Origin of the sequence: Streptomyces sp. GQFP (genome assembly GCF_021545335.1) — a bacterium.
Taxonomy (GTDB): Bacteria; Actinomycetota; Actinomycetes; order Streptomycetales; family Streptomycetaceae; genus Streptomyces.
The window spans coordinates 5,693,840-5,717,911 of sequence record NZ_CP089312.1 but is presented as its reverse complement, the minus strand read 5'-3'; the positions used below and the strand labels follow the sequence as shown (position 1 = coordinate 5,717,911).

20 protein-coding genes and 1 pseudogene are annotated in these 24,072 nt (G+C 70.0%); 10 read left to right on the top strand and 11 right to left on the bottom strand.

Annotation, left to right across the window (positions count from 1 at the left end):
* Positions 1 to 590 precede the first annotated feature (590 nt).
* Positions 591 to 1,175, bottom strand: a complete 585-nt coding sequence (gene thpR, locus LUX31_RS25550; RefSeq protein WP_235477342.1) for an RNA 2',3'-cyclic phosphodiesterase — start codon at positions 1,173 to 1,175, stop codon at positions 591 to 593.
* Between the two features lie 85 nt (positions 1,176 to 1,260).
* Here thpR and LUX31_RS25545 point away from each other — a divergent pair, with 85 nt between their 5' ends.
* Positions 1,261 to 2,022, top strand: coding sequence for a bestrophin-like domain (locus LUX31_RS25545; protein WP_235477334.1), 762 nt, complete (start codon positions 1,261 to 1,263; stop codon positions 2,020 to 2,022).
* Here the strand turns inward: LUX31_RS25545 and LUX31_RS25540 are convergent.
* Positions 2,015 to 3,457, bottom strand: a complete 1,443-nt coding sequence (locus LUX31_RS25540) for an MFS transporter (protein ID WP_235477332.1) — start codon at positions 3,455 to 3,457, stop codon at positions 2,015 to 2,017. The two genes, LUX31_RS25545 and LUX31_RS25540, sit on opposite strands and share 8 nt — an antisense overlap.
* An 80-nt stretch (positions 3,458 to 3,537) precedes the next feature.
* Entirely contained in the window at positions 3,538 to 3,975 is a 438-nt protein-coding gene (locus tag LUX31_RS25535) for a MarR family winged helix-turn-helix transcriptional regulator (protein WP_235477330.1), read from the bottom strand.
* Positions 3,976 to 4,129: 154 nt separating this feature from the next.
* Between LUX31_RS25535 and LUX31_RS25530 the strand changes: the two genes are divergently transcribed.
* Positions 4,130 to 4,312, top strand: coding sequence for a BrnA antitoxin family protein (locus LUX31_RS25530; RefSeq protein WP_235477329.1), 183 nt, complete (start codon positions 4,130 to 4,132; stop codon positions 4,310 to 4,312).
* Between the two features lie 22 nt (positions 4,313 to 4,334).
* Here the strand turns inward: LUX31_RS25530 and LUX31_RS25525 are convergent, their stop codons facing one another.
* The 3 genes from LUX31_RS25525 to LUX31_RS25515 all read right to left on the bottom strand — a co-directional run bounded on the left by LUX31_RS25525 (position 4,335) and on the right by LUX31_RS25515 (position 8,210).
* Positions 4,335 to 5,714 (bottom strand): RICIN domain-containing protein, encoded by a 1,380-nt coding sequence (locus LUX31_RS25525; RefSeq protein ID WP_235480207.1) that lies wholly within the window; start codon positions 5,712 to 5,714, stop codon positions 4,335 to 4,337.
* A gap of 57 nt (positions 5,715 to 5,771) precedes the next feature.
* Complete coding sequence (locus LUX31_RS25520) at positions 5,772 to 6,512, bottom strand: Crp/Fnr family transcriptional regulator (RefSeq protein WP_235477328.1); 741 nt, start codon at positions 6,510 to 6,512, stop codon at positions 5,772 to 5,774.
* A gap of 285 nt (positions 6,513 to 6,797) precedes the next feature.
* Positions 6,798 to 8,210, bottom strand: coding sequence for an NCS2 family permease (locus tag LUX31_RS25515; protein ID WP_235477326.1), 1,413 nt, complete (start codon positions 8,208 to 8,210; stop codon positions 6,798 to 6,800).
* A gap of 113 nt (positions 8,211 to 8,323) precedes the next feature.
* Here LUX31_RS25515 and LUX31_RS25510 point away from each other — a divergent pair, with 113 nt between their 5' ends.
* Entirely contained in the window at positions 8,324 to 8,584 is a 261-nt protein-coding gene (locus tag LUX31_RS25510; protein WP_235477325.1) for a DUF2530 domain-containing protein, read from the top strand.
* Positions 8,585 to 8,804: 220 nt separating this feature from the next.
* A complete protein-coding gene (locus tag LUX31_RS25505; RefSeq protein WP_235477324.1) occupies positions 8,805 to 11,225 on the top strand; it encodes an HAD-IC family P-type ATPase in 2,421 nt (806 codons plus the stop codon).
* A gap of 15 nt (positions 11,226 to 11,240) precedes the next feature.
* Here LUX31_RS25505 and LUX31_RS25500 read toward each other — a convergent pair whose 3' ends face one another.
* The 4 genes from LUX31_RS25500 to LUX31_RS25485 form a co-directional block, all read right to left on the bottom strand.
* Complete coding sequence (locus tag LUX31_RS25500; protein ID WP_235477323.1) at positions 11,241 to 12,167, bottom strand: hypothetical protein; 927 nt, start codon at positions 12,165 to 12,167, stop codon at positions 11,241 to 11,243.
* Positions 12,168 to 12,364: 197 nt separating this feature from the next.
* Positions 12,365 to 13,294 (bottom strand): hypothetical protein, encoded by a 930-nt coding sequence (locus LUX31_RS25495; protein WP_235477322.1) that lies wholly within the window; start codon positions 13,292 to 13,294, stop codon positions 12,365 to 12,367.
* Positions 13,295 to 13,449: 155 nt separating this feature from the next.
* Positions 13,450 to 14,250: a hypothetical protein gene (locus tag LUX31_RS25490; RefSeq protein ID WP_235477321.1), complete on the bottom strand. Its 801-nt coding sequence runs from the start codon at positions 14,248 to 14,250 to the stop codon at positions 13,450 to 13,452.
* Between the two features lie 222 nt (positions 14,251 to 14,472).
* A complete protein-coding gene (locus tag LUX31_RS25485) occupies positions 14,473 to 17,619 on the bottom strand; it encodes a sacsin N-terminal ATP-binding-like domain-containing protein (RefSeq protein ID WP_235477320.1) in 3,147 nt (1,048 codons plus the stop codon).
* A 187-nt stretch (positions 17,620 to 17,806) separates the two neighbouring features.
* Here LUX31_RS25485 and LUX31_RS25480 point away from each other — a divergent pair.
* Together LUX31_RS25480 and LUX31_RS25475 are read left to right on the top strand one after the other, a co-directional pair.
* Positions 17,807 to 18,067: pseudogene (locus LUX31_RS25480) on the top strand (helix-turn-helix domain-containing protein); the annotation flags it as partial.
* Between the two features lie 96 nt (positions 18,068 to 18,163).
* On the top strand, positions 18,164 to 19,051 hold the full coding sequence (locus LUX31_RS25475) for a prohibitin family protein (protein ID WP_235477317.1): 888 nt from the start codon (positions 18,164 to 18,166) through the stop codon (positions 19,049 to 19,051).
* An 84-nt stretch (positions 19,052 to 19,135) separates the two neighbouring features.
* On the opposite strand, the gene LUX31_RS25470 is transcribed toward LUX31_RS25475, so the two are convergent.
* Positions 19,136 to 20,095, bottom strand: coding sequence for a DUF3027 domain-containing protein (locus tag LUX31_RS25470; RefSeq protein ID WP_235477316.1), 960 nt, complete (start codon positions 20,093 to 20,095; stop codon positions 19,136 to 19,138).
* A gap of 439 nt (positions 20,096 to 20,534) precedes the next feature.
* Here LUX31_RS25470 and LUX31_RS25465 point away from each other — a divergent pair, with 439 nt between their 5' ends.
* The 4 genes from LUX31_RS25465 (at position 20,535) to LUX31_RS25450 (ending at position 24,053) form a co-directional block, all read left to right on the top strand.
* Positions 20,535 to 21,959, top strand: coding sequence for an MFS transporter (locus LUX31_RS25465; protein WP_235477314.1), 1,425 nt, complete (start codon positions 20,535 to 20,537; stop codon positions 21,957 to 21,959).
* Positions 21,960 to 22,031: 72 nt separating this feature from the next.
* The gene (locus LUX31_RS25460) at positions 22,032 to 22,511 is read left to right on the top strand and encodes a DUF2771 domain-containing protein (RefSeq protein ID WP_235477312.1); all 480 of its coding nucleotides are present in this window, start codon (positions 22,032 to 22,034) and stop codon (positions 22,509 to 22,511) included.
* Positions 22,481 to 23,212, top strand: a complete 732-nt coding sequence (locus tag LUX31_RS25455) for a futalosine hydrolase (protein ID WP_235480044.1) — start codon at positions 22,481 to 22,483, stop codon at positions 23,210 to 23,212. The genes LUX31_RS25460 and LUX31_RS25455 overlap by 31 nt, the downstream gene beginning before the upstream one ends.
* Complete coding sequence (locus LUX31_RS25450; protein ID WP_235477310.1) at positions 23,184 to 24,053, top strand: 1,4-dihydroxy-6-naphthoate synthase; 870 nt, start codon at positions 23,184 to 23,186, stop codon at positions 24,051 to 24,053. The genes LUX31_RS25455 and LUX31_RS25450 overlap by 29 nt, the downstream gene beginning before the upstream one ends.
* The last annotated feature ends 19 nt before the right edge of the window (positions 24,054 to 24,072 follow it).

Here is a 24,072-nt window from a genome sequence, read left to right as displayed (position 1 = left end):
AGGTGGGCGGCAGCCCTAGCAGGTGGGCGGCGGTCGCGATATAAGCCGAAGCCGGGCTCCAGCTCCGGCCTAGGCCATCACTTCCCGATCGCCGCCGCCACGGCAACCACCACGAACATCAGCACGAGCGCACCGGCCATCACCCGGTTCCGGATTTTCGGATTCACACGCCCGAGCCTAACGGGCCACCTCTCGACCCTGCCCGCCCGCCCCAGGCACCCGCCCAGCCCGCCCGGCGTCTGAGGACGAGCACGCCACCACCCTCCAGCCCGCCCGGCGCTTGAGGACAAGCCCGTTCAGCGCGACCTTCCCACCCACCCGGCCGCCACCACCCTCCAGCCCACCCGGCGTCTGAGGACAAGCCCGTTCAGCACGACATCCCACCCACCCGACGGCCGCCACCACCCTCCAGCCCGCCCGGCGCTTGAGGACAAGCCCGTTCAGCGCGACTTTCCCACCCACCCGCCTGCCACCACCCTCCAGCCCGTCCGGCGCTTGAGGACGAGGCCGTTCAGGCCGAAAGCAGGGGTCTGGGGGCGCAGCCCCCAGGGATGGGACGGGTAGGGGCGGCGGGGGCGAAAAACACCCCCCTACCCCCCACCCCGCAGGCCAGGCCCCAGCGACCACCGGCCGACCACCTCGTACCGCGGCTGCTCCCCCCGCACCCCCGACTTCGGCAGATTGCTGCGGACGAGCGCCAGGTCGCCCACCGTCCACGTGCGGCTCGTATACGCGTCCAGAGCCTCGACGTACGACCGCACCTCGAAGGCGTCGCGGCTGCGGGCCACGGTGAGATGGGGCTTGTAGTGCCGGTGCTCCCCCATCTCGACACCCGCCTTCCGACCCGCCGCCTCCGCCCGTTCCGCCAGCAGCCGCAGCACATCCAGCTCACCGGCGACCCCCACCCACAGCGCCCGCCCGTGCCCGAACTGCCCGCCCCCGCACACCGCCAGCGCGAACGGTTCCGTACGGCGCGCGGCCCGCTCCAGCCTCGCCGACAGCTCCGGTACGACGTCCTCGTCGACCTCGCCGTAGAAGGCGAGCGTGAAGTGCCAGCCGGGCACGCCGGTCCAGCGCAGCGCGTCCGCACCGGCCAGGCTCCTCAACCCGGCCACCTCGGCGGCGAGTTCACGGGTCACGTCCTCCGGGGGCAACACGGCGGCGAAGAGTCTCATGCGCGTCACCCTTCCAGGGAATGGATCATCCGGCGAGCCACCCGCACCATGGAACCGGACGGAAACTGGGGGGCGGAACGTCGGCATGCCATTTCTCGGAATCGTGCTGCTCCTGAGCGGTTCGGCCATGGCGACGGCGGCGGTCTTCGTGGTCGCGCGCCTCGTGCCGGTGGCCCGCCGCAAGGTCCACAACGACGTCCTCGGGTTCGTGTACGCGGAGATAGGCGTGATCTACGCCGTCGTCCTCGCGATGGTCGTCGTCGGCGTGTGGGAGACCCGGTCGCAGGCCCACGAGAACACGTACACGGAGACCAACGCGCTGCTCCAGCTCACCTGGTACAGCAGCTCGCTGCCCCAGCCCGACCGCACCCGCCTGGGCACCCTGGTCGAGCGGTACACCGGCACGGTGATCGACGACGAGTGGCCGCTGCTGGCCGAGCAGCGGGCCGACCCGGCGGCCTGGCGGCAGTTCACCGAGATCCGCTCCCTCGTGAACACGCAGGAGCCGGCGACGGGCGCGGACCAGGTCCGTTACGAGGGTGCCCTGGAGGCCGTCGCCCAGCTCGGCGACGCCCGCCGCGAGCGCGTCAACGAGGCCGCGACGGCCGGCGTACCCGCCCTGCTGTGGACGGCTCTGCTCCTGGGCGCCCTGGTCACCGTCGGGTTCGTCTACCTCTTCGGCGTGGAGAGCCTGCGCGCCCACGCGGGCGTGGTCTTCTCGCTGACGTTCATCGTGGGCGTGATGCTGCTGATCGTCTATGAGTTCAACTACCCGTTCAGCGGACCCCTCAAGGTGAACCCCACGGCGTTCCAACTGGCCCTGGAACGCATGAGGTCGATCACCTGACGGACACGGCCGAGGGGACCGCCTCCGGCAACTCCTGTTCCCCTTGTCCCTGTTGCTGTTCTTGCTCCCGCTTGATGAGGAGGACGCGCGGACGTCCGGAGTTCCAGACGACCGAGACCCGCAGACCGCCCACGCGGGTGAGAACCAGGCCGATCGTGAGGGCGGCGGTCGTCGCGACGATGCCGCCGAAGGCGAGGCCGACCCGGGGGCCGTAGGCGTCCGTGATCCAGCCGACTATCGGCGCGCCCAGTGGCGAGCCGCCCATGAAGACCATCATGAACAGGGCCATGACCCGGCCGCGCATGGCCGGGTCGGTGGCCATCTGGACCGAGGTGTTCGCCGTGACGTTGACCGTGAGCCCTGCGATCCCGATCGGGATCATCAGCAGCGCGAACAGCCACAGGGACGGAGCCGTCGCGGCCACGATCTCCAGTGCGCCGAAGGCCACGGCCGCCGCGACGAGGACGCGCAGCTTCGCCGTACCGCGCCGGGCGGCGAGCAGGGCGCCGGTGACGGAACCGACCGCCATGAGGGTGTTGAAGAGGCTGTACGCGCCGGCGCCCGCGTGGAAGACGTCGTCCGCGTACGCCGACAGGAAGACCGGGAAGTTGAAGCCGAAGGTGCCGATGAACCCGATGAGGACGATCGGCCAGATCAGCTCGGGCCGCCCGGCGACATAGTGCAGGCCCTCGCGCAGCTGCCCCTTGGCGCGCGGCGCCCGCTCCACGGCGTTCAGTTCGCGGGAGCGCATGAGCAGCAGCCCGACGATGGGGGCGACGAAGGAGAGCCCGTTGGCGAGGAAGGCCCAGCCCGTGCCGACGCCGGTGATCAGCAGACCGGCGACGGCGGGTCCGACGAGGCGGGCGGACTGGAAGTTCGCGGAGTTGAGGCTGACGGCGTTCTGGAGCTGGTCCGGCTTGACCATCTCGGAGACGAAGGACTGGCGGGCCGGGTTGTCGACGACCGTGGCGAGACCGACGGCGAAGGCGGCGAGGTAGACGTGCCAGACCTCGACGTCGCCGGAGAGGGTCAGCACGGCGAGCGCGAGGCCGGTGAGGGCCATCAGCGTCTGGGTGACGAGCAGCGTGGGGCGCTTGGGCAGCCGGTCGACGAGGACACCGCCGTACAGGCCGAAGAGCAGCATCGGCAGGAACTGGAGCGCGGTGGTGATGCCCACGGCGGTCGAGGAGCCGGTGAGGCTGAGGACCAGCCAGTCCTGGGCGATGCGCTGCATCCAGGTGCCGGTGTTGGAGACGACCTGGCCGAGGAAGAAGAGGCGGTAGTTCCGGACCTTCAGCGAGCTGAACATCTCGGACTTGCGGGTGCGTCCGGTGGGGGCAGGTGTGGGGGTGGGGGTGGAGGTGGGAGTGGGGGTGGGCGGGGAGTCGTGGGTGGCTGGTGCGGGGGCGGAATCTGCTCCGGGTCCCGAACTCAAACTGTTCGCCTCCTTGCGGGGTCCTGCGTGGGGTTCTGCTGGGGTCCTGCTTGCAGCCGCACGGGCTACAGATGCGCGGGCTACAGATGCGCGAGCTTCTCGAGGACGGGGGCGGCGGCGCGCAGTTTGGCCCACTCGTCCTCGTCGAGGTCTTCGACCAGGCCGGCCAGCCAGGCGTTGCGCCTGCGGCGGCTCTCTTCGAGCATCGCCTCGGCGGTCTCGGTCTGGGTGACGACCTTCTGCCGCCGGTCCTCGGGGTGCGGCTCCAGCCTGACCAGTCCCTTGCCCTCCAGCAACGCGACAATACGGGTCATCGAGGGCGGCTGCACATGCTCCTTGCGGGCAAGCTCACCCGGCGTGGCCGAGCCGCAGCGGGCGAGGGTGCCCAGCACCGACATCTCGGTGGGGCTCAGCGACTCGTCGACCCGCTGGTGCTTGAGTCGGCGCGACAGGCGCATCACGGCGGAGCGCAGGGAGTTCACGGCGGCAGCGTCGTCGCCATGGGTTAGGTCATGCATGTTCTTTAGCGTAACTCATTACTCTGACTAAAGACCACCCGCGACGCGCCGAAATGCCCGTGACAAGGGCCACGGAATCCCCACATCACCCATACGAGTGAGTCGAACGCAAAAAGCCCCCCGCCGCCCCGCACCCGCCCGCGACCCTCGTTCCATGGGGACCAGCGTGCTCAGCCTGCGGATAGACGGGGAGCTGCTCGACCGGCTCCGGGACCATGCGGCGAAAAGGGGAATGAGCGTCCAGGACTACGTGGTCGGGACTCTCGTCCGGGACGACTTCGACGAGCGGTTCCAGACCGCGGTCGAGGAGACGGAGAGGTTCTACGGGGTGCCGTGACGACAGGGTGCCCTGACGAGGGTCAGTGGAGGATCCACTGCTGGGCCTTGTTTCCGGCCTGGCAGGTGGTGACGGTGAGCTGCTTGTTCTTGCCGTGATCGGTCAGGCATCCGTCGCCCGACTTGAGATACCAGGCTTTGCCCGAACCGCCTTCCACTTCAGGGCTCGTCCACGCGGAGAGGGCGCCGCTGAAGGTGACACCGTTGGCGGTGCTCGCCAACCCGACACGGCTGTCGGAGTCCAGCGCCAGCGCTACAGAGCGCTCGGTGTCCAGTTCGTTGTAGATGAAGAACTCGGACTCCGAGTACGGGCCGAAGGGGGCCGTCTCCGTCGTCCACCTCTGACTCCTGCTGGAACCGGCCGGGACGACCGTGACACCGGTCCCTTCCGCCACGGAGTCGTCGTACAGGGCCATGACCAGCCCGTCCCCGACGTTCTCGGCCATTCCCGGTCGGTACGTGACCTTGGGCGGCGTCGGACTCGGCTTCTTCGTCGGCGTCGGCGTCGGTGCCGGATCCGGGGAGCCGGACTCGGCAGAGATCAGTGAGCCCGACCCCGCACCGCCCGCGGGTCCGGATTCCGAGACGCTCGGACTGGGGGACGGCGTCACCGAGGGGGTGGGAGACGGCGTACCGTCAGGCGTCGTACTCACCGCGTCCGGCGTCACCTCCGCGGCACCCTGGGAACTGGACGACCAGGACCAGGGCGTCAACGCCCCCACCAGACCGAGCGCCACCACCACGACCGCGGCCGCACAGACGGCCGGCTTGATCATCCGCTGCCGTCGGAACACCGCGCGCACCCGACCGGGCGCGGCCCCCGGCACGGTGATGTGCGCGGCCCAGTGCGTGCCGTGCTTGTCCTGCACCTTCACCGGCACGTACGCCTTCGGATCCAGCCCGTCCCAGCCCTGCTTCACCACGTCCTGGAACACGCGATCGCTGATGATCACCACCAGACCGCTGTCGGCCAGCTTTTCGCTCACGTCCTTGCACGGCCGGCTGCTGACCAGCCGCTCCGCCTCGATCGGCGGCGTGCCCGCGGCTCCCCCGCCCCCGTCCTTGGTGGCGCCGTACGTCACCGCGAGGCGCAGCCGCAGCTTCGGCACGTCTCCGCTACGGCGCTTGTTGGCCTTGTCCAGCGCGTCCGACAGGGCAGGGACGTATTGCTTGAGGTAGGGGACGGCGGTGAGCTTCTTCCAGCACACCGCCTCGCCGTCCCCGCGGCTCTGGATGCCCTTGGGCGGTCGGCTGATCCCCGACTCCTTGTCGGCCTCCGCCCGTATGCCGACCAACGCCTCCAGGATCTCGTGCTGTTGGGCACCGGACAACTTGCTGTAGTCGGGGAAGTCGTCGGTGGTCCAGAGGACGAACCTCAGACCGCCCTCACGCTGCTCGTTCAAGTTGCCGTCCTGTGTGCGGTCGCCGGGCCACTGCGGCCGTGCGCGATGGAAAGGGCTTCACGGAGAGGGGCCGTCAGCATAGGCAAGCGTTCGAAGCGCTTCGAGGTTCCGGACAATTGACCGTTTCCGATTGCGTTCGACGAGGCCGTCCCGTGCCAGATCCGCCATGGCCCGCTCCACGGTCTTCTCCGAGCAGCTGATCATCGTGCCCCACTCCACATGGGTCAGGTCCACCTGGATGACGGTGCTGCCGCGAAGAGGCGTGCCGAAGTCCTCCGCCATCGTGACGAGGGCTCGCGCGAGCCGTATCCGTGCCCTGGTCGAGGAGTTGTCGACGCGCCGCATGGTGGAGGTCCGGAACTTCGCCAGGACCATCCGTTCCAGCTTCAGCCGCACCTCGGGCCAGTCGACGAGGAACTGGTCGGTGCCCTGCCGACTGAGCCGTACGGCCCTGACCGGCTCCTGGCCGCACGCCGTGACGGTCGCGGTTCTCGGGCCGCCGTCCCGCGCGGCGATCTCACCGACCACGTCGCCCCCGGCACGCACCGCCAGCAGCGCCTCGCCGGTGCCTCCGATCCCGCCGGTCACCTTGACGAAGGAGGACATGAGCAGGAAGACGTCCGTGGTCCGCTCCCCCTCCACCATCAGCCTCTCGCCCTTGCCGAAGGCGACCGGTTCACCGGCCATGACGAGTGCTCGCAGCACCTCGGGGCGTAACTCCGCGAGGAAGCTGCCGACGCGCCATGACTCACCGGTGTCCCGTATGAGCTTCGTGGCCGCCGCCTCTGCCTCATCCATCCGCGCCCTCTGGGGTTCCAGTCTGACAAGTGCCGGTCAAAGGCCGAGCCTAGGACGGCAGGGGGCGGCCCGTCAGGGAATCCGCTCCGGTCCTGGCGGCGTGGTCGCACAGGGAACAGACCGCGCGAAGGGCCCTTCTCCTCTCGGAGAAGGGCCCTCGGCGCGCCTGCTCGGGCACCCCTTGGAGGCACCTCAGAGCGGCAGATCGATCAGGTCAGGTCAGGTCAGGTCAGGTCAGGTCAGGTCAGGTCAGGTCAGGTCAGGTCAGGTCAGGTCAGGATCACATCAGGTCAGTCCCAGGGCCGGCATCAGGTAGTAGAACCCGAAGACAGCGGCGACGACGTACATGGCCACCGGGACGTCACGCCCCCGCCCGGCCGCCAGTCGCAGCACGACGAAGGTGATGAAGCCCATCCCGATGCCGTTGGTGATCGAGTAGGTGAACGGCATCATCACCATCGTCACGAAGGCCGGAATGGCGATCGTGTGGTCGGCCCAGTCGATCTCCCTGACCGAGCCGGCCAGGATCAGGAAGCCGACGGCGAGCAGGGCAGGGGTGGCGGCCTGGGACGGAACCATGGTCGCCACGGGGGTCAGGAACAGCGCGACGGTGAAGAGCGCACCCGTGACGACGTTCGCGAACCCGGTCCGCGCCCCCTCACCGACACCGGCGGTGGACTCGACGAAGCAGGTGGTGGCGGACGAGGAACTCACGCCACCGGCGGCAACGGCGATACCGTCCACGAAGAGCACCTTGTTGATGCCAGGCATGTTGCCTTGCGCATCCGTCAGCCTGGCCTCGTCACTGACACCCATGATCGTGCCCATGGCGTCGAAGAAGCACGAGAGCAGCACGGTGAACACGAAGAGGGTGCCGGTCAGCACGCCGACCTTGTCGAACCCACCGAAGAGACTGACCTTGCCGATGAGCCCGAAGTCGGGGCTGGCGACCGGGTTGCCGGGCCACTTGGGGGTGGTGAGCCCCCAGGAGGGCACGGAAGCGACGGCATTGATGACGACGGCAAGCACGGTCATGGCGACGATGGAGATGAGGATCGCGCCGGGCACCTTGCGGGTGATGAGCGCGAGGGTGAGCAGAGCACCCAGCACGAAGACGAGAACCGGCCAGCCGTCGAGGTGACCGTCGGCGCCGAGCTGGAGCGGAACGGTGGTCTGGGCGGCATCGGGGATACGGGACACGAACCCGGAGTCGACGAGCCCGATCAGCATGATGAACAGTCCGATGCCGATGGAGATGCCCTTGCGCCTCGCGAGCGGCACGGCGTTCATGACGCGCTCACGCAAGCCGGTGGCGACGAGCAGCATCACAACAAAACCCGCGAGTACGACCATGCCCATGGCGTCCGGCCAGGACATACGGGGTGCGAGCTGGAGCGCGACGACGGTGTTGACCCCGAGCCCGGCCGCCAGCGCGATGGGCACGTTGCCGACGACGCCCATGAGGAGGGTGGTGAAGGCGGCGGTCACGGCGGTGGCGGTGACCAGCTGACCGTTGTCCAGCTGATGGCCGTACATGTCCTTGGCGCTGCCGAGGATGATCGGGTTCAGCACGATGATGTAGGCCATCGCGAAGAAGGTGGCGAACCCGCCGCGGACCTCCCGGGACAGGGTGCTGCCCCGCTCGGAGATCCTGAAATAGCGGTCGAGGGCGGCCGTGGCGGGGGCCGAGGTGGACATGCGCGCTCGTGTTTCTGTTGGAGTTTCATACGAAAGAAATGAGCCAGGCTCAAGTCGTTTCAGTATGAACATATGAGGCCGGATTGACGAATCGGGCCTCGTAAGCTGTGCGCATGGAGAAGTGGACACCGAAGCACGAGGCGCCGGAGCCCCTGGAGGGCCCCGTCGTCGCCACCATCACAGGCGGCACGATCCTCTGGTTCGTCCTCTTCCTGGCCCAGCTCCCCTTCTACGGCTGGTACGCCGACCACGACCACGAGTGGTGGGTCTGGACGTGTCTCGCGGGGGCGGGGTTGGGCTTGATCGGGATTTGGTACGTCCGAAAGCGGGACGCGGCGATCAGGAGGTCAACCTCCAGCCCGTCCGGCGTCTGAGGACGAGCGCGTTCAGCGCGAAGGGGGGTCTGGGGGCGCAGCCCCCAGGAACGGGATGGGACGGGTAGGGGCGGCGGGGGCGAAAACACCCCTACCCGCACCCCCTACACACCCCCGACTACAACCACCGCACCATTTCCCACCCCACCCCTCCTCCCCAGGTCGGATCTTTGCCGCACTCAGCGGGTGAAGCCCCAAATCCACCCGTACCGTCGAACACATGACGCACATCGACGCCGGCGCGGAACTCGATCCTGTGCACCCCGTACCCCTGCCCCTGTCCAGCGCGCCCCACGGCAGCACCCCCCGCGCCACCGGCCTCACCACCACCGAGGTAGCCGAGCGCGTCGCCCGCGGCGAGGTCAACGACGTCCCCGTACGCAGCAGCCGCAGCATCGCCGAGATCGTCCGCGCGAACGTCTTCACCAGGTTCAACGCGATCATCGGCGTCCTCTGGCTGATCATGATGTTCGTCGCCCCGTTCCAGGACACCCTGTTCGGCTACGTCATCCTCGCCAACACCGGCATCGGCATCATCCAGGAGTGGCGGGCGAAGAAGACCCTCGACTCCCTGGCCGTGATCGGCGAGGCCAAACCGACGGTCCGCCGCGACGGCGTGGCCTCGCAGGTCAGCAACTCCGAGATCGTCCTCGGGGACCTGATCGAGATCGGCCCCGGCGACAAGATCGTCGTGGACGGCGAGTGCGTGGAGGCCGACGGCCTGGAGATCGACGAGTCACTGCTCACCGGCGAGGCGGACCCCGTCGTGAAGCAGCCCGGCGACCAGGTCATGTCGGGCAGCTTCGTGGTAGCGGGCGGCGGCGCCTTTACCGCCACGAAGGTCGGACGCGAGGCCTACGCCGCCCAACTCGCCGAAGAGGCCTCCCGCTTCACCCTCGTCCACTCGGAACTCCGCACCGGCATCTCGACGATCCTCAAGTACGTGACCTGGATGATGGTTCCGGCCGCGATCGGCCTGGTCATCACCCAACTGGTCGTCAAGGACAACGACTTGAAGGACTCGATCGCCCGCACGGTCGGCGGAATCGTCCCGATGGTCCCGGAGGGCCTGGTCCTCCTGACCTCCGTCGCCTTCGCGATCGGTGTCATCCGGCTCGGCCGGAAGCAGTGCCTCGTACAGGAGCTGCCCGCCATCGAGGGCCTCGCCCGCGTCGACACGGTCTGCCTGGACAAGACGGGCACCCTGACCGAGGGCGGCATGGACGTGACCGAGCTGCGCTCCCTCAACGGCAGCGACGAGACATACGTACGCCGCGTCCTGGGCGCCCTCGGCGAATCGGACCCCCGCCCGAACGCCTCCCTCCAGGCGATCATCGACGCCTACCCGGACAGCGAGGACTGGCGCTGCACGGAATCGCTGCCGTTTTCCTCGGCGCGCAAGTACAGCGGGGCGTCCTTCAGCGAGGGCAACGGCGAGAGCAGCACCTGGCTCCTGGGCGCCCCGGACGTCCTCCTCTCCCCCGAGGACCCGGCCCTCGCCGAGACGGACCGCCTGAACCAGGCCGGCCTGCGCGTCCTCCTCCTCACCCGCACCACCCGCGACCTCGACCACCCGGAGGTGGCCACCAACACATCGCCCACGGCCCTGGTCGTCCTGGAGCAGCGGCTGCGCCCCGACGCCGCCGACACCCTCCGCTACTTCGCCGAGCAGGACGTCGACGCGAAGGTCATCTCGGGCGACAACGCGGTGTCGGTCGGCGCGGTGGCGAGCAAACTGGGCCTGACCGGCACGACGGTGGACGCCCGCCAACTCCCCACCGAGACACAGGAGATGGCGCAGGCGCTCGACGAGGGCACGGTCTTCGGCCGGGTCACCCCGCAGCAGAAGCGGGACATGGTGGGCGCGTTGCAGTCACGCGGGCACACGGTGGCGATGACGGGCGACGGCGTGAACGACGTACTGGCCCTGAAGGACGCCGACATCGGCGTGGCCATGGGATCGGGCTCGGAGGCGACACGGGCGGTGGCCCAGATCGTCCTGCTCAACAACAGCTTCGCGACGCTGCCTTCGGTGGTGGCCGAGGGCCGCAGGGTCATCGGCAACATCACGCGAGTAGCAACCCTGTTCCTGGTCAAGACGGTCTATTCAGTCCTCCTGGCCGTCCTGGTGGTCTGCTGGCAGGTCGAATACCCCTTCCTGCCCCGCCACTTGACGCTGCTCTCCACCCTGACGATCGGCGTCCCGGCGTTCTTCCTGGCCCTGGCCCCCAACAAGGAACGCGCGAAACCCCACTTCGTACGCCGGGTCATGCGCTACTCGATCCCGGGCGGCGTACTGGCAGGCACAGCAACCTTCGCCACATACCTGATTGCCCGTCACCACTACACGGGCGAGGGCGCGTTGGACGCGGAGACGAGCGCGGCGACCCTGACCCTGTTCCTGATCTCGATGTGGGTGCTGGCGATCATCGCCCGCCCCTACACCTGGTGGCGGATCGCCCTGGTCGCGTCGATGGGCGCGGGCTTCCTGCTGGTGCTGGTCGTGCCGCAGCTCCAGGAGTTCTTCGCGCTGAAACTGGTGGGGACGACGATGCCGTGGATCGCGGTGGGTATCGCGGCGGTGGCGGCGGCCACCCTGGAGATCCTGTGGAAATGGGTGGACCGCCGCTTCCCGGCGTAGTTCGTACGGGTGCGCCTACTTCACGTCGATGAAGTCGGCGGCGGCGCTGGCGCCCACGGTGGTCCTGGTCCCCGCGAAGACGTACTTGAAGAACCCGTCGGCGGTCGCCTTGACGGTGGTCTTCAGGTCGCCCTTGGTGGTCGTCTTGATGGTCTTGACGACTGTGTAGGTGCTGGTGCCGTTCTTACGGAACTGGAGCTGCACCGGCTGGGTCGCGTACCCGGTGTAGTTGGGCCCGTCCCAGTTGGCGCGGGTCAGCTTGCCGGTGACGGTGATGGTCTTGCCCTTCTTCACCGGCTCCGGGGTGGCGTTGACCGTCAGCTTGGAGACGCGCCGCACGGTCGTGGTGCCGAGGTCGCCCTGCTGGGCGATGCCGACCTTGGACGGGTCGAAGCTGTCGCTCTCGGGGTCCTGCCCGTTGAAGGCGATGGCGAGCCCGCCGGCCGTCCAGGTGGCCCCGGCGTCGGTGTTGGTCAGGTCGCCCTCGCCCGGGTAGATGTCGAGGTTGGCCTTGCAGTTGGCGGTCGTGGTCGACGTGGCCGTGCAGGTGCCGGCCTTCTCACCGAAGATCACGTTGTCCGGCGTCGCGAAGTCGCCCCGGTACAGGTACGGCCCGCTGTCGAAGTCGGCGGCCTTGATGTCGACCTCGGTGCCGTGGGTCAGCGTGTAGGTGACCGGGACGACGAGGTGTCCACCGGCACCGGCGTTGATCGACTTGGCGACCTTGAAGTTGGAGAAGCCGACGTTCAGCTTGTACGGCTCCTCGGCGGCGACCGGCGAGGTGATGAACGCGGACTTGCCGCCCGCCAGGATCTTCGCGGCGGCCGCGCGGTAGCCGGAGTCGGCACCGGAGGCGTGGACATCGGCCTGCGCGGCCGGCACGGCGAGGGCGGAGAGGGCCAGGGCGCCGGAGACGGCGGCCACGGTGGCACGTATACGCATGCGTGTTCCCCAAGTAGGAGAAGGTGATCGTGGAGCCTGTTGGCCCCCATGATCAGATTCCTTGCGGGGGTGGTTGGTTGCGCGGAGGTGACGTTATTTTGCGCACCCCTTGCACACACGCCCGCCGCCGGCCCCGAGAACACGAAGGGACCGACGGCGGAACAAGCACTGCGCGACGCCTACTTCACACCCACTGACTACTTCACATCGATGAAGTCGGTCGCGGAACCGAGGGCGGCGGTGGTCGCGGTGCCCGCGAAGACGTACCGGAAGTACCCGTCGACGTTCGCCTTGACGGTCGTCTTCAGGTCGCCCTTGGTGGTCGTCTTGATGGTCTTGAGGGTGGTGTAGGTGCTGGTCCCGTTCTTCCGGAACTGCAGCTTCACCGGCTGGCTGGCGTACCCGGTGTAGTTGCCGGCGTCCCAGTTGGCGCGGGTCAGCTTGCCGGTGACGGTGATGGTGTTGCCCTTCTTCACCGGCTCCGGGGTGGCGTTGACCGTCAGCCTGGAGTGGCGCAGGAGGTTGGGGCCGGCGAGGCCGTCCTTCTCGACGTACCCGATCTTCGTGATGTCGAAGTCGTCGCTGCTGAAGTCCTGGCCGTTGAGGGCGACGGCGTACCCGAACGCCTTCCACTTCCCGGCGGTCTCGTTGAACAGGTCTTCGCTCGGGCTGATCACGATGGACTGGGTGCAGTTGGCGACGGTCGTCGAGACGGCCTTGCAGCTGGCCCAGTCGTCGCCGAACAGCCCGAACTCGGAGTCGATGTACGTCGTGCCGTAGTACAGCTCGACGTCGGTGAAGAAGTCCTCGGCGGCGATGTCGACATCGGCGGCGTGGGTGAGCGTGTAGGTGATCGGCACGGTCAGCTTGCCGCTGATGCCCGCCACGATCGACCTGCCGTTGTTGACCTTGACGTTGGAGAAGGAGGCGTCCAGGACGTACGGCTCGGCGACAGCGGCGGCCGACGCACTGAACGCGGACTTGCCGGAGGCGGCCTGCCCGGCGGCCTCACGGACCTTGGCGACATCGGCCCGGGACACCGAACCGTCGGCCTGCGCGGCCGGCATGGCGAGGGCGGAGAGAGCCAGAGCGCCGGAGACGGCGGCAACGGTGGCACGTATACGCATGCGTGTTCCCCAGGTAGGAGAAGGGGGCCCGACGGTGGTCGTGCTCGCGGCTCGTCGTCACGCCTGGGCCCAAGTGATCGTCGAGTCTGTTGACTCGCCCGCTGAACAGGCCGGTGCCGCCCAGCCCGGGCGGCACCGGCCTTCGTTGCTCGTCCCTACTTCACGTCGATGACGTCACCGACGGCCGTGATCGGCGCGGTGGTCGTCGAGCCCGCGAAGGCGAAACGGTACGTACCGTCGACCGACGCCTTGACGGTCGTCTTCAGGGCGCCCGCGGCGCCCGTCTTGACCGTCTTGACGGTGGTGAAGGTGGTGGCGCCCGCCTTCTTGAACTGGAGCGCGACCGGGGCGCCGACGTAGCCCCCGTACTTGCTGGTGTTCCAGTTGGCGCGGGTCAGGGTGCCCTTGACCGTGATGGTCGCGCCCTTCCTGACCGGCTCCGGGGTGGCGTCGGTGTTGAGCTTGGAGTGGAACTTGATCTGGGTGGTGCCGAGGCCGCTCTGGATCTTGACGCCGTCTTCGTCGCCCGTGATGGCGATGGCGCCCACCTTCCACGTACGGGCGTCGGTGTTCCGGAGCGTGCCCTCGCTCCCGGGGTGCAGGTCGATGAAGCCCTTGCAGCTGGCGGTGGTCGACGAGGTGGCCGTGCAGGTGCCCGGCTCGTCGCCGATCAGGCGGACGTTGTCCACGGTGAGGGAGGCGCCGACGTAGAGGGCCGGACCGGTGAGGAGGTTGTCCGAGCCGATGTCGAGGCCGGCGGCGTGCTTGAACGTGTACGTCACCGGCACGGAGGTGGTCCCCGCGGCGCGGGCGACGATCGGCTTGCCGTTGTTGACCGTCACCTTGGTGAAGGTGACGTCGGGCGCCGCCGCGGCGGCGGCCTGCGCGGTCGGGACGGCAAAGGCGGAGAGAGCCAGGGCGCCGGTCACGGCGGCCACAGTGGCACGTATGCGCATGCGTTTCCCCAAGTGGAGAAAGGGGGTCCGGCGGTGGCCGTCCGTACGGAATCCATCCGTCACGGATCGTGGTCGCACCTGGACCCGAATGATCTTGGAGTCTGTTGACTCGCTCGCTCAGATTCGTGACGGATGGGAATGGTTGTACGGAAGTTGCGGATGTTTTGGAGATCGCGCAGATTTTACGTACGCATTACCTCAGCACCCCGCCGCCCCCGCACCTCAGTCGAACCAGCGGTCCCGCGCCAGCTCCGTCGTCCTCGACGGATCCTCCAGCAGCGCCGCCACCTCGAACCGGCGCGGCCACTGCCCGGCCGCCCAGGCGAGGCCCGCCGCGACGCCCTCCAAGGTCGAGGCGTGCAGCACCCCGTCCCGTGTCCGCCGCCAGTCCAGCTCCACGCCGTCGACGACCAGTTCCTCGTGCTCGACGTACGTCGCCGGGGTCGCCGGACCGAGCAGCACCCGTACCGACTCCGGTACGTCGTGCTCCGCGCCCTCCGAGGTCACCTCGCCGGTCACCGACTCGCTGAGCCGCCGTACCTGGAACAGTTCCGCCAGTTCGGCTGCCCGCGCCGGGCGTACGGGGAGCAGCGGGACCCCCGCCGTGAAGGGCAGCAGGTCGGGTGAGTCGACGACCACGGCGTCCGCCGCGTCCACCACCTCCACGTGCCCGTCGACCACGGCCCGCAAGTCGTCGGGCAGCGTGACCTGTTCGGGGTCAAGGTCGGCCAACGCCCCGTAGAGGGCGTGCAGTTGGACCCCGCTCACGTCCCGGTCCGGGTCGGCGAGGCGGTCGAGGAGTTCGGCCGCGCCGCCCGGCTCGTCGAGGAGCGCGGCCACCGACGTCCGTACACCCAGCGCCCGCAGCACCTGCTCGTCGTCGAACCCGGTCGCGTCGGCCTCCTCGTACAGGCCCCGGAGGAGCGGGTCGCCGCCCGCCGCGAGGAGACCGGCCGGCCTGCGCCCGTCCAGCACCGGGTTTCCGCGCAACCACCAAGCCGTGTACGGGCGTACGAGTTCATGCGTGCCGTCGGGCAGCAGGACCCGCACCGGCTGGACGATCGCGTCCCGCAGCGGCGGCTGGGCGAGGAGGGCGAGGGCCTGGGGCCAGCGGTCCTCGTCCACGAGGTCCAGGTCCCGTACGGCGACCAGTTCCGTGGCGACGGGCGGCACCGGCGAGTCCGGGAAGCGGTCGAGGATGTCCTCGCTCCACACGTCCACGGCGTCGAGCAGGCCGGGATCGTCGGGTTCGGCGAAGTCGCTGTCCCGGGGCTCCAGTTCGTCCGGGTCGAGGACGACGTCGGTGGCACGGACGAGGGCGAAGTTGGCGAGGACTCCGCAGGCGGCAAGGGGTTGCTCACCCCACCTGTCCGCCAACTCGCCGTCCACCGACGCCAGTTCACCCTCCCTGATCACCTCGGCGAACGGGCTGCCGGGGAGGACGAGTTCACCGGCGGGGGCCAGCTCGCCGTCCTCGTCGGGGAGGGCGAGGGCGCCGAGCCAGGGCTCGTCGCCGGGTTCGAGGCCCGCGTCCCGGACGAGGGCGAGGACCGTGTCGGCCAACTCCTCGGCGTCCGGGGCGTCTTCGTCGTCCCACGCCATGACGGCGTCCTCGTCGAGGGAGGCGGCGACGGCGGCCCGTACCTGGGGAGTGGTGAGGACGGCTCGCGGAGTGGCCGGAAGAGCGCCCAGCTTCTCCAACAGGGGATGCGCGGCGTCCGGGTGGGCGACCTTGAGGCCGAGCCGGGCGAGGGTCTCGGGAGCGGCGCCCCCTTGCCCCTCACCACCCGTGGGCAGCAGGACCTGCCGGGGGCCGATGGTCGTACGCCCGTCGGCGAGCGGCACCGGCAGCCCGGTCAGCCGGTCGGGGTCGACGCCGGCCAGGCTGTCGTACAGCCGGTGCCACCACTCGGGCGCCTTCTCCAGGCCCGCGAGCCGGTCGACGGCGTCGGTCAGGGGAACCCGGGCGACGCCCAACGTCCGCAGTTCCACCCGGCGTTCGAGCCCGGCGGGCAGCAGCGTGGGCAGCACCTCGGCGAGGACGCGGACCGTCTCGGCCCCGGCGCCCTCGACGACCTCCGCGTCGCGGGGACGGAGAGCGGAGGGGAGTTCGTCATCGTCGCCCGGGTCAAGTGCGGGCGGCAGGAAGGCGGTTCGCGGCAGCCGTTCCAGGATCGCGTGCCGCAACTGCCCGTCCAGCTCGCCCTTGCCGAGCGAGCCGGGCACGAGGGCGATGATGCCCTCGCCCACCGGGTGCCAGTCGGCGAGGAGTTCGGCGTACGCGTCGGCGGCACGCTGCACCAGGAAGTCGGTGAGCGGGCCGGGCGCGGCATGCCGGCGGGCGGTGTCCAGCGGCAGCGAGGCGATGAGCAACGCCGGTACGCCCAGCGGCTCGTCGCTCGGTGTGGGCGCGTGCACGACGGGGCTGGTCCGGGGCGGTACGGGAGTGCCGTCGGCGTCGACGGGCACGGCCCAGGTGACCGACCAGAAGGGACGCAGCCGCTCCTCGACCGGCCGCCCGGCCAACAGGGCGGATTCCAGGGGCCCGTGAGCGGAGACCGTACGCCAACGGCTCGTACCGTCCCGCGAATCCTCCACGAGGGTCAGCGCGTTGTCATCGGTGATTCGCCGCAGCGTACGAGGGACCTCGTCCCCCACCTCGATGACGACCTCTTCGAGACCGGGCAACGTCAGGAGCAGCGCGTCGTCGACGCCGCTCAGCAGCCGCTCCGCGAGGTCCTCGGCGGCGGCGTCGCGCAGGGGGAGGATGACGGCCGTGTCGTACGGGTCCGGGGCGGTGCCCTCGGCGGCGAACGGCAGCCGGAGCAGGGGCACATGGCCGTCGCGGCGGCGGATCTCGTCACCGAGCCCGGGGCTGTGCCGGGCGGTCTCGGCGGCCAGCTCGCGGGCCTCGGCGAGCGACCACCGCACACCCCCGTGCCGTCCGACGACGGCGGGCTCGTCGCTCACGGCGAGCACGGCGGCGAAGCCGACACCGAACCGCCCGACGGCGCCGGTCTCCTCGCCGTCCTGGGTGTCCCGCTTGGCGGAGGCCCGCAGCGTGGAGAGGGACTCGACACCGGTGGCGTCCAGCGGGGCACCGGTGTTGGCGGCGACGAGGACGCCGTCGCGGAGGGTGAGGCGGAGCCGCCCGGGTACGCCTGCCCTGGCCGCGGCATCTGCGGCGTTCTGGGCGAGCTCGACGACGAGCCGGTCCCGGTACCCGCCGAGGACGAGATCCTCCTCGGCGTTGGCGTCCTCACGGAACCGGGCGGGGCTGGTCGCCCAGGCGTCCAGAACACCCCGGCGCAGACGGGCCGTACCGAAAGGGTCCGCGCCCTCAGCTGCTGGCCGCACGAACTTGCTCACGTACGTTCACTCTCCTCATCGGCGTGAGCAAGAAGGTACCGCGCGCCGCAGGGCACGCCCGCCACCCGTCGGTGAGAGCTGGGGGAACAGAGAGAGGCGGCCTCCGGACCGGGAGGAGGTGGGCACGGTGAGCGGGGCAGGACCGAGCCTCACTCGGCCCACGGGCCGAGGGCGAATCCAGCACCGTCCCGTCGGACTGGGCGACCCGGCGACGGCCGCCGCCCTGCGGGCCATGCACGCGGACCCGGCCGCCCCGTGGAGCAACGACCGCCTGGCCGCGGAGGCGGGCGTCTCCCGGCCCACCCTGGCCCGCCGGTTCACCGCCCTGGTCGGCCGCCCGCCGATGACGTACCTCACCTGGTGGCGCGTGATCCGGGCCGCCACCCTGCTCCGCGACACCCGTCAGTATCGGGCGCAGACGGCGACTCCCGGCCACCACACAAATCCGGACACCCCTTACGATGCGCTGCGGATCACGCCCGAGGCGGCGCGGATCCATGAATCCGGTACCTGGTAGCAGGTACCTGTTGCTCAGGGGGGCTCTGTGTTCGTGCTGTCCATCCTGCTGCTCATAGCGGCAGTCGTGCTGTTTCTCGTCGGCCGTGGCCGGGACGCCGGCGGCTGGCGGATCGGGGCCGCGCTCAGCGTCGTCGGGGCCGTGCTGGCCGGTGTCTTCGCCTGCGTCCATGTCGTGAGCGCCTACGAGGTCGGGGTGCCGGTGACCTTCGGGAAGATCGGGAAGCCGCTGAACTCCGGCGTCCAGTTCAGGTCGCCGTTCACCGAGGTCACGTCCTTCTCCACGCGTCCCGTGGACCTCAACCTGTACGACAAGGACGTGGTCGAGGTCCGCTCCTCTCAGGGCGGGGTGCTCTACGCCGACGTCACGATCAAGTGGGCCGTCATCCCCGCCAAGGCGGTCGAGCTGTACCGGCTGGCGGGCAGTGAGGAGGCCGTCGAGGAGCGGCTGGTGCTGCCGGACAGCCGGGAGATCATCCGCAACGTCTTCGCGAAGCACACCAGCGAGGAGGGTTACGCCTCCGCCCGCGAGCAGATCGGCTCGGAGATCGCCGCACTCGTCAAGGAGCGGCTGGCTCCGCGCGGGATCGACGTCACCAACGTGAACCTGCGCAATGTGAAGCCGTCGGACAAGCTCCAGGACCAGATCGACAAGAAGATCCAGCAGGAGCAGGACACCGAGCGGGCCGTGGAGGCGGCGCGTACGGCCAAGGCGGAGGCGGAGCGCAAGCGGATCGAGGCGGAGGGTATTGCCCGGGCCAACGAGATCCTGGAGAAGTCTCTGAGCGACAAGGTGCTGTACAACCAGTGCCTGGAGGCTTACAAGGAGGCGGCTGCGGCTAATCCGGTGTATGCGGTGCCGTGTGGTACCGACTCGAATGGGACGCCGGTGATTGTGGACAGCAGTAAGAACTGATCGGTAGTTCGTTGGCTGCGGGCCGGTGGGGGTTTCTCGCGCAGTTCCCCGCGCCCCTAAAAGCACAAACCCCCACCGCACGCCCTACGAGTGGCCCAAGTCCGCCACAGCCTCGTCCGTATCCGTGCCCACCGAACCCGAATCCGCCGCAGGCCGCAGCGGGAACGGGTCCACGATCGTCTCGTCGATCACGTGCGGCGGCGGGACCGGAGGTTTCGGCATGACCGCCGCCTCCGAGTGGCCGCCGCAGCCGTACGCCAGGGAGACCACGCGGCCGTCCGCCGGGGCGAACTCGTTCGTGCAGACGCCGAACGCCTGGCCGAGGGAGCCGCCGATGGCCACCAGGAAGCCGCAGCTCACGCAGGTCGCCGGGGCGGCCTGGGCCATGGGGGTCTTGGGGCCGTAGGCGTCCTCCCAGCGGTCCGCGGCGCTGTGGAGGCCGTACCGGGACAGGACGCGCGCCCGGCGCATGCCCAGTTCCTCCGCCACCGCCGCGATCGAACCGCGGGCCGGCACCACCGTGAAGGCGGACGGTGGGCCCGCCGTGATGTCCGCGTCCTCGGCGTCCGCCAGGTCCGCGGCCAGCTCCACGGAGGCCGCGGCCGTCGCCGAACCGGCCGCCGAGACCGCCGAGTTGGGCAGGGGCTCGTCCTCGCCCGAGTAACCCGGCTCCAGCCGCAGATCCTCCGCGTCCGTCGGGAGCAGGTCGCCGGGGCCCATGTCGCCGGGGCGCAGGCGCTCGCTCCACGGCACCCATTCCGGTGCCTGAAGGGCGTCCGGGCCGGGGAGGAGGACCACCTCGTCCAGGGTGACCAGCTTGGCCCGGGACGCCCGGGCGACCGTCACCGCCCAGCGCCAGCCCCGGTAGCCGAACTCCTTGCACTCGAAGAAGTGCGTCACGACGCGGTCGCCCTCGGACACCAGGCCCGAGTGCTCGCCCACCACGCCTGGTGCCGCCGCCTCCTCCGCCGCGGAACGGGCGAGGTCGACGGCCTCGGCGCACAGGCGGTCGGGGGTGCGGCTTCGCGTTGTCGCTGCGCTCACAGGTATCGCTTCTCTCCTACGCCGTCTCACGAGTGCGCCCGTCCCGACGGGGTGCGAACGGTTGCGAACGGAGCGGACCAGAGGGCCGCGTCGACGTCCGCGCCCGATCGCGCTCGGGCGCACCTACGTCATCCATTCTGCGGGATGGCCGAGAGGCGCGCGGCCGAGAACAACCGCCACTGCGCGCTACGCACGCTACCTTCTCCAGCGCCCGGGGCCCACACCGACGGGACGGTTCACGACGACCGACATCCAACTGTGGCAACTCCGGCCCCTCTCAGACACCGCTCCGACGCGCCTCTCACGCCACTCTTCCCAGCCCTCGATGGCCGGAAAACACCCCCGCGGAACCTGTCTCTCCCTCTCCTCCCCCACCTCACTCGGCCCCATACGCGCGGTAACCGCACTAGGTCCGCGCTTCTCGGGGCACTATTGCGGGGTGGCAAGCGAGAGGTCGCCCCACGGCGCCACCGGGGTCGGTGGGGTCCAGGGGAGCAACCGGCGTGGCGCACGGGACCGGGTGAACGGATCCGTGCGCGCGGTCGGGCGTGCCCTGCATTTCCCCGTCACCGGCACCGCCCGGGGAATTCGTAAAGCCACGCACGCGCACGGGGCCGGTGAGTCCGGGCTCGGCAAGCTCATCGAACTGCACGCGGTGAACGGCGCCGGCGACATGATGATCACCGTCGCCCTCGCCTCCACCGTCTTCTTCTCCGTCCCCACCGACGAGGCACGCGGGCGCGTCGCCATCTATCTCGGCATCACCATGGCGCCCTTCACCCTCCTCGCCCCCGTGATCGGCCCCCTCCTCGACCGCCTCCCGCACGGCCGCCGCGCCGCGATGGCCGGCGCGATGCTCGCCCGCGCCCTCCTGGCCCTGCTCCTGGCCGGCGCGGTCGCGACGGGCAGCCTCGAGCTGTACCCGGCCGCACTGGGCGTCCTGGTCGCGTCAAAGGCGTACGGAGTCGTCCGCAGCGCGGTGGTCCCCCGCCTCCTCCCACCCAGCTTCTCCCTCGTGAAGGCCAATTCGCGGGTCACGCTGAGCGGCCTGCTCGCCACCGGTGTGGCCGCACCCATCGGCGCCGGACTCCAGGCCCTCGGTCCACGCTGGCCGCTCTACGGCGCCTTCGTGATCTTCATCGCGGGTACGTTCCTGTCCTTCACGCTCCCGGCCAAGGTGGACTCCGCCAAGGGCGAGGACACCGCCCTGCTGGCGGCGGACCCGGATCATCTGCACGGGCCGCACCTGCACCCCGTGAAGCGGCCGGGGCTGCGCACGGTCGGTACGGCCGTCACCCACGCCCTCGGCGCCAACGCCGCCCTGCGCTGCCTCTCGGGCTTCCTGACCTTCTTCCTCGCCTTCCTGCTCCGCGAGCACCCGCTGACCGGCGAGAGCGCCGCGTGGTCGCTGGGCATGGTCGCTGTCGCGGCGGGCGTCGGCAACGCGCTCGGTACGGCGGTCGGGGCGGCCGTGAAACAGCGCGCGCCCGAGCTGATCGTCGTGACCGTCGTCGCCGTGGTCCTCTGCGCGACGATCATCACCGCGATCTTCTTCGGCGCCGCCCTTGTGGCCTGCCTCGCGGCGGTCGCCGGGTTCTGCCAGGCCCTGGCCAAGCTGTCTCTGGACGCGCTGATCCAGCGGGACGTCCCCGAACTGGTCCGCTCCTCCGCGTTCGCCCGCTCGGAGACGCTGCTCCAGATGGCCTGGGTGCTCGGCGGCGCGATCGGTATCGCACTGCCCCTGGTCGGCACCCTGGGTCTCGGGGTGGCCGCCGCGATCGTCGCCACGGGCTGGCTGACCACGGCCAAGGGCCTGATCGGCTCGGCCCGCCAGGGAGGCCACGCCCGCCCCCGCGTCGCCTGACGCCGCCCACCGGGGCCCGGCACGCCGTACCCACGTGACAACCGCGCCCCGGGTGCCCGATAGCCTTCGGCCATGACCTCGTTGCGTTCCGCTTCCACTGCGCGCCGTCGCCGCGCTGTTGCCGCCGTCGCCGCCGTTGGTGCCGGACTGCTCGTCCTGTCCGCCTGCGACAAGCCGACGCCGATCTCCACGATCACCGTCGGCCGTTCCTCGGTGAACTCGGAGGCCTCCTGCTACGACGACGGCAAGGAGCTGAAGACCGCCGACGTGGCCGCGTGCCTCAAGGACACGGACATCAAGAGCATCAAGGTGGACCCGGACGAGACCGTGCGCTTCGGTGTCGACCCGGAGATCGCCGACAAGGGCTGGACGATCCTGATGAACGGTCAGCCGCTGACCGACTCCAGCACCAAGACGTACCGCACGATCCCCGGCAGCGTCTTCTTCAACGCCCAGTACGGCGCCCAGGGAAACTCGACGCTCGTCTCCGTCAAGGAGGGCGAGAACGAGGTCAACGGCCTCTGGTCGTTCCGCCTGAAGAAGGACTCCTGACCACGTCGGGCGTACGAGGGGTACGAGTCCTGATCGCCACCGCGGTCCCCGCCGAACGGGACGCGGTGGCACAGGCGTTCGCAGATCCGGTGGGGATCGACATCATCGCCGTGGGAGTGGGCCCGGCGGCCGCCGCCGCGTCCACCGCCACCGCGCTCACCACGGCCGCCCTCCGCGGCACCCCGTACGGCCTGGTCGTCTCGGCGGGCATCGCCGGCGGTTTCCAGCCGGAGGCGCCGGTCGGCTCGCTGGTCGTCGCCGACGAGATCACCGTCGCGGACCTGGGCGCCGAGACCCCGGAGGGCTTCGTTCCGGTCACCGGTCTCGGCTTCGGCACCGTCACCCACCGTCCGCCGGAATCACTCGTACGGGATCTCACGGCCGTGACAGGCGCCCGCACCGGCACCGTCCTGACCGTCTCCACCGTCACCGGCAGCGCCGAACGCGCCGCCGAACTACGCACCCGGCACCCCGGCGCCCTGGCCGAGGCGATGGAGGGCTTCGGCGTGGCCGAGGCCGCCGCGGCGCACGACGTACCGGTACTGGAGATCAGGGCGGTGTCGAACCCCGTGGGCCCCCGAGACCGGGCGGCCTGGCGCATCGGCGAGGCACTGAAGGCCCTGACGGAGGCCTTCGGGAAGCTCGGACCGGTACTGGAGAGTTGGAACCCACATGAGCACCCAAGTGACCCCGGAAACTGAACGTCGACTGCGGATCGCGTACTCGCCCTGCCCGAACGACACCTTCGTCTTCGACGCCTGGGCCCATGGCCGGGTGCCGGGCGCGCCCGCGCTCGACGTGACCTTCGCGGACATCGACATCACCAACGGCATGGCCGAGCGCGGCGAGTTCGACGTGCTGAAGGTGTCGTACGCCGTGCTGCCGTACGTCCTCGACGAGTACGCGCTGCTGCCCTGCGGGGGCGCGCTGGGCCGGGGCTGCGGCCCACTGGTGCTCACGCGGGAGGCGGGGGCGGACCTGACCGGCCGTACGGTCGCCGTCCCGAGCGAGCGGTCGACGGCGTACCTGCTGTTCCGCCTGTGGGCGGCGGACACGATCCCCGGCGGAGTCGGACGGGTGGTCGTGATGCCGTTCCACGAGATCATGCCCGCCGTGCGGGACGGGAAGGTCGACGCCGGGCTGGTCATCCACGAGGCGCGCTTCACGTACCAGAACTACGGCCTGCACAAGCTCGCGGACATGGGCGAACACTGGGAGTCGACGACCGGCCTGCCGATCCCGCTCGGCGCGATCATCGCCAAGCGCTCGCTGGGGACGGAGACCCTGGAACTCCTGGCCCAGTCCGCCCGGACGTCCGTACGAGCCGCCTGGGACGACCCGGAGGCCTCCAGGGCCTACGTCCTGGAGCACGCCCAGGAAATGGACCCGAAGGTCGCCGACCAGCACATCGGCCTGTACGTCAACGAGTTCACCGCCGACCTCGGCGAGGACGGCTATGCGGCGGTCAGGGGGCTGTTGACCCGCGCGGCGGCCGAGGGACTGGTGCCGCCCCTCGGCCCGAACGCACTCGATTTCCCCTAGAACTCTGCGAATCTCCAGA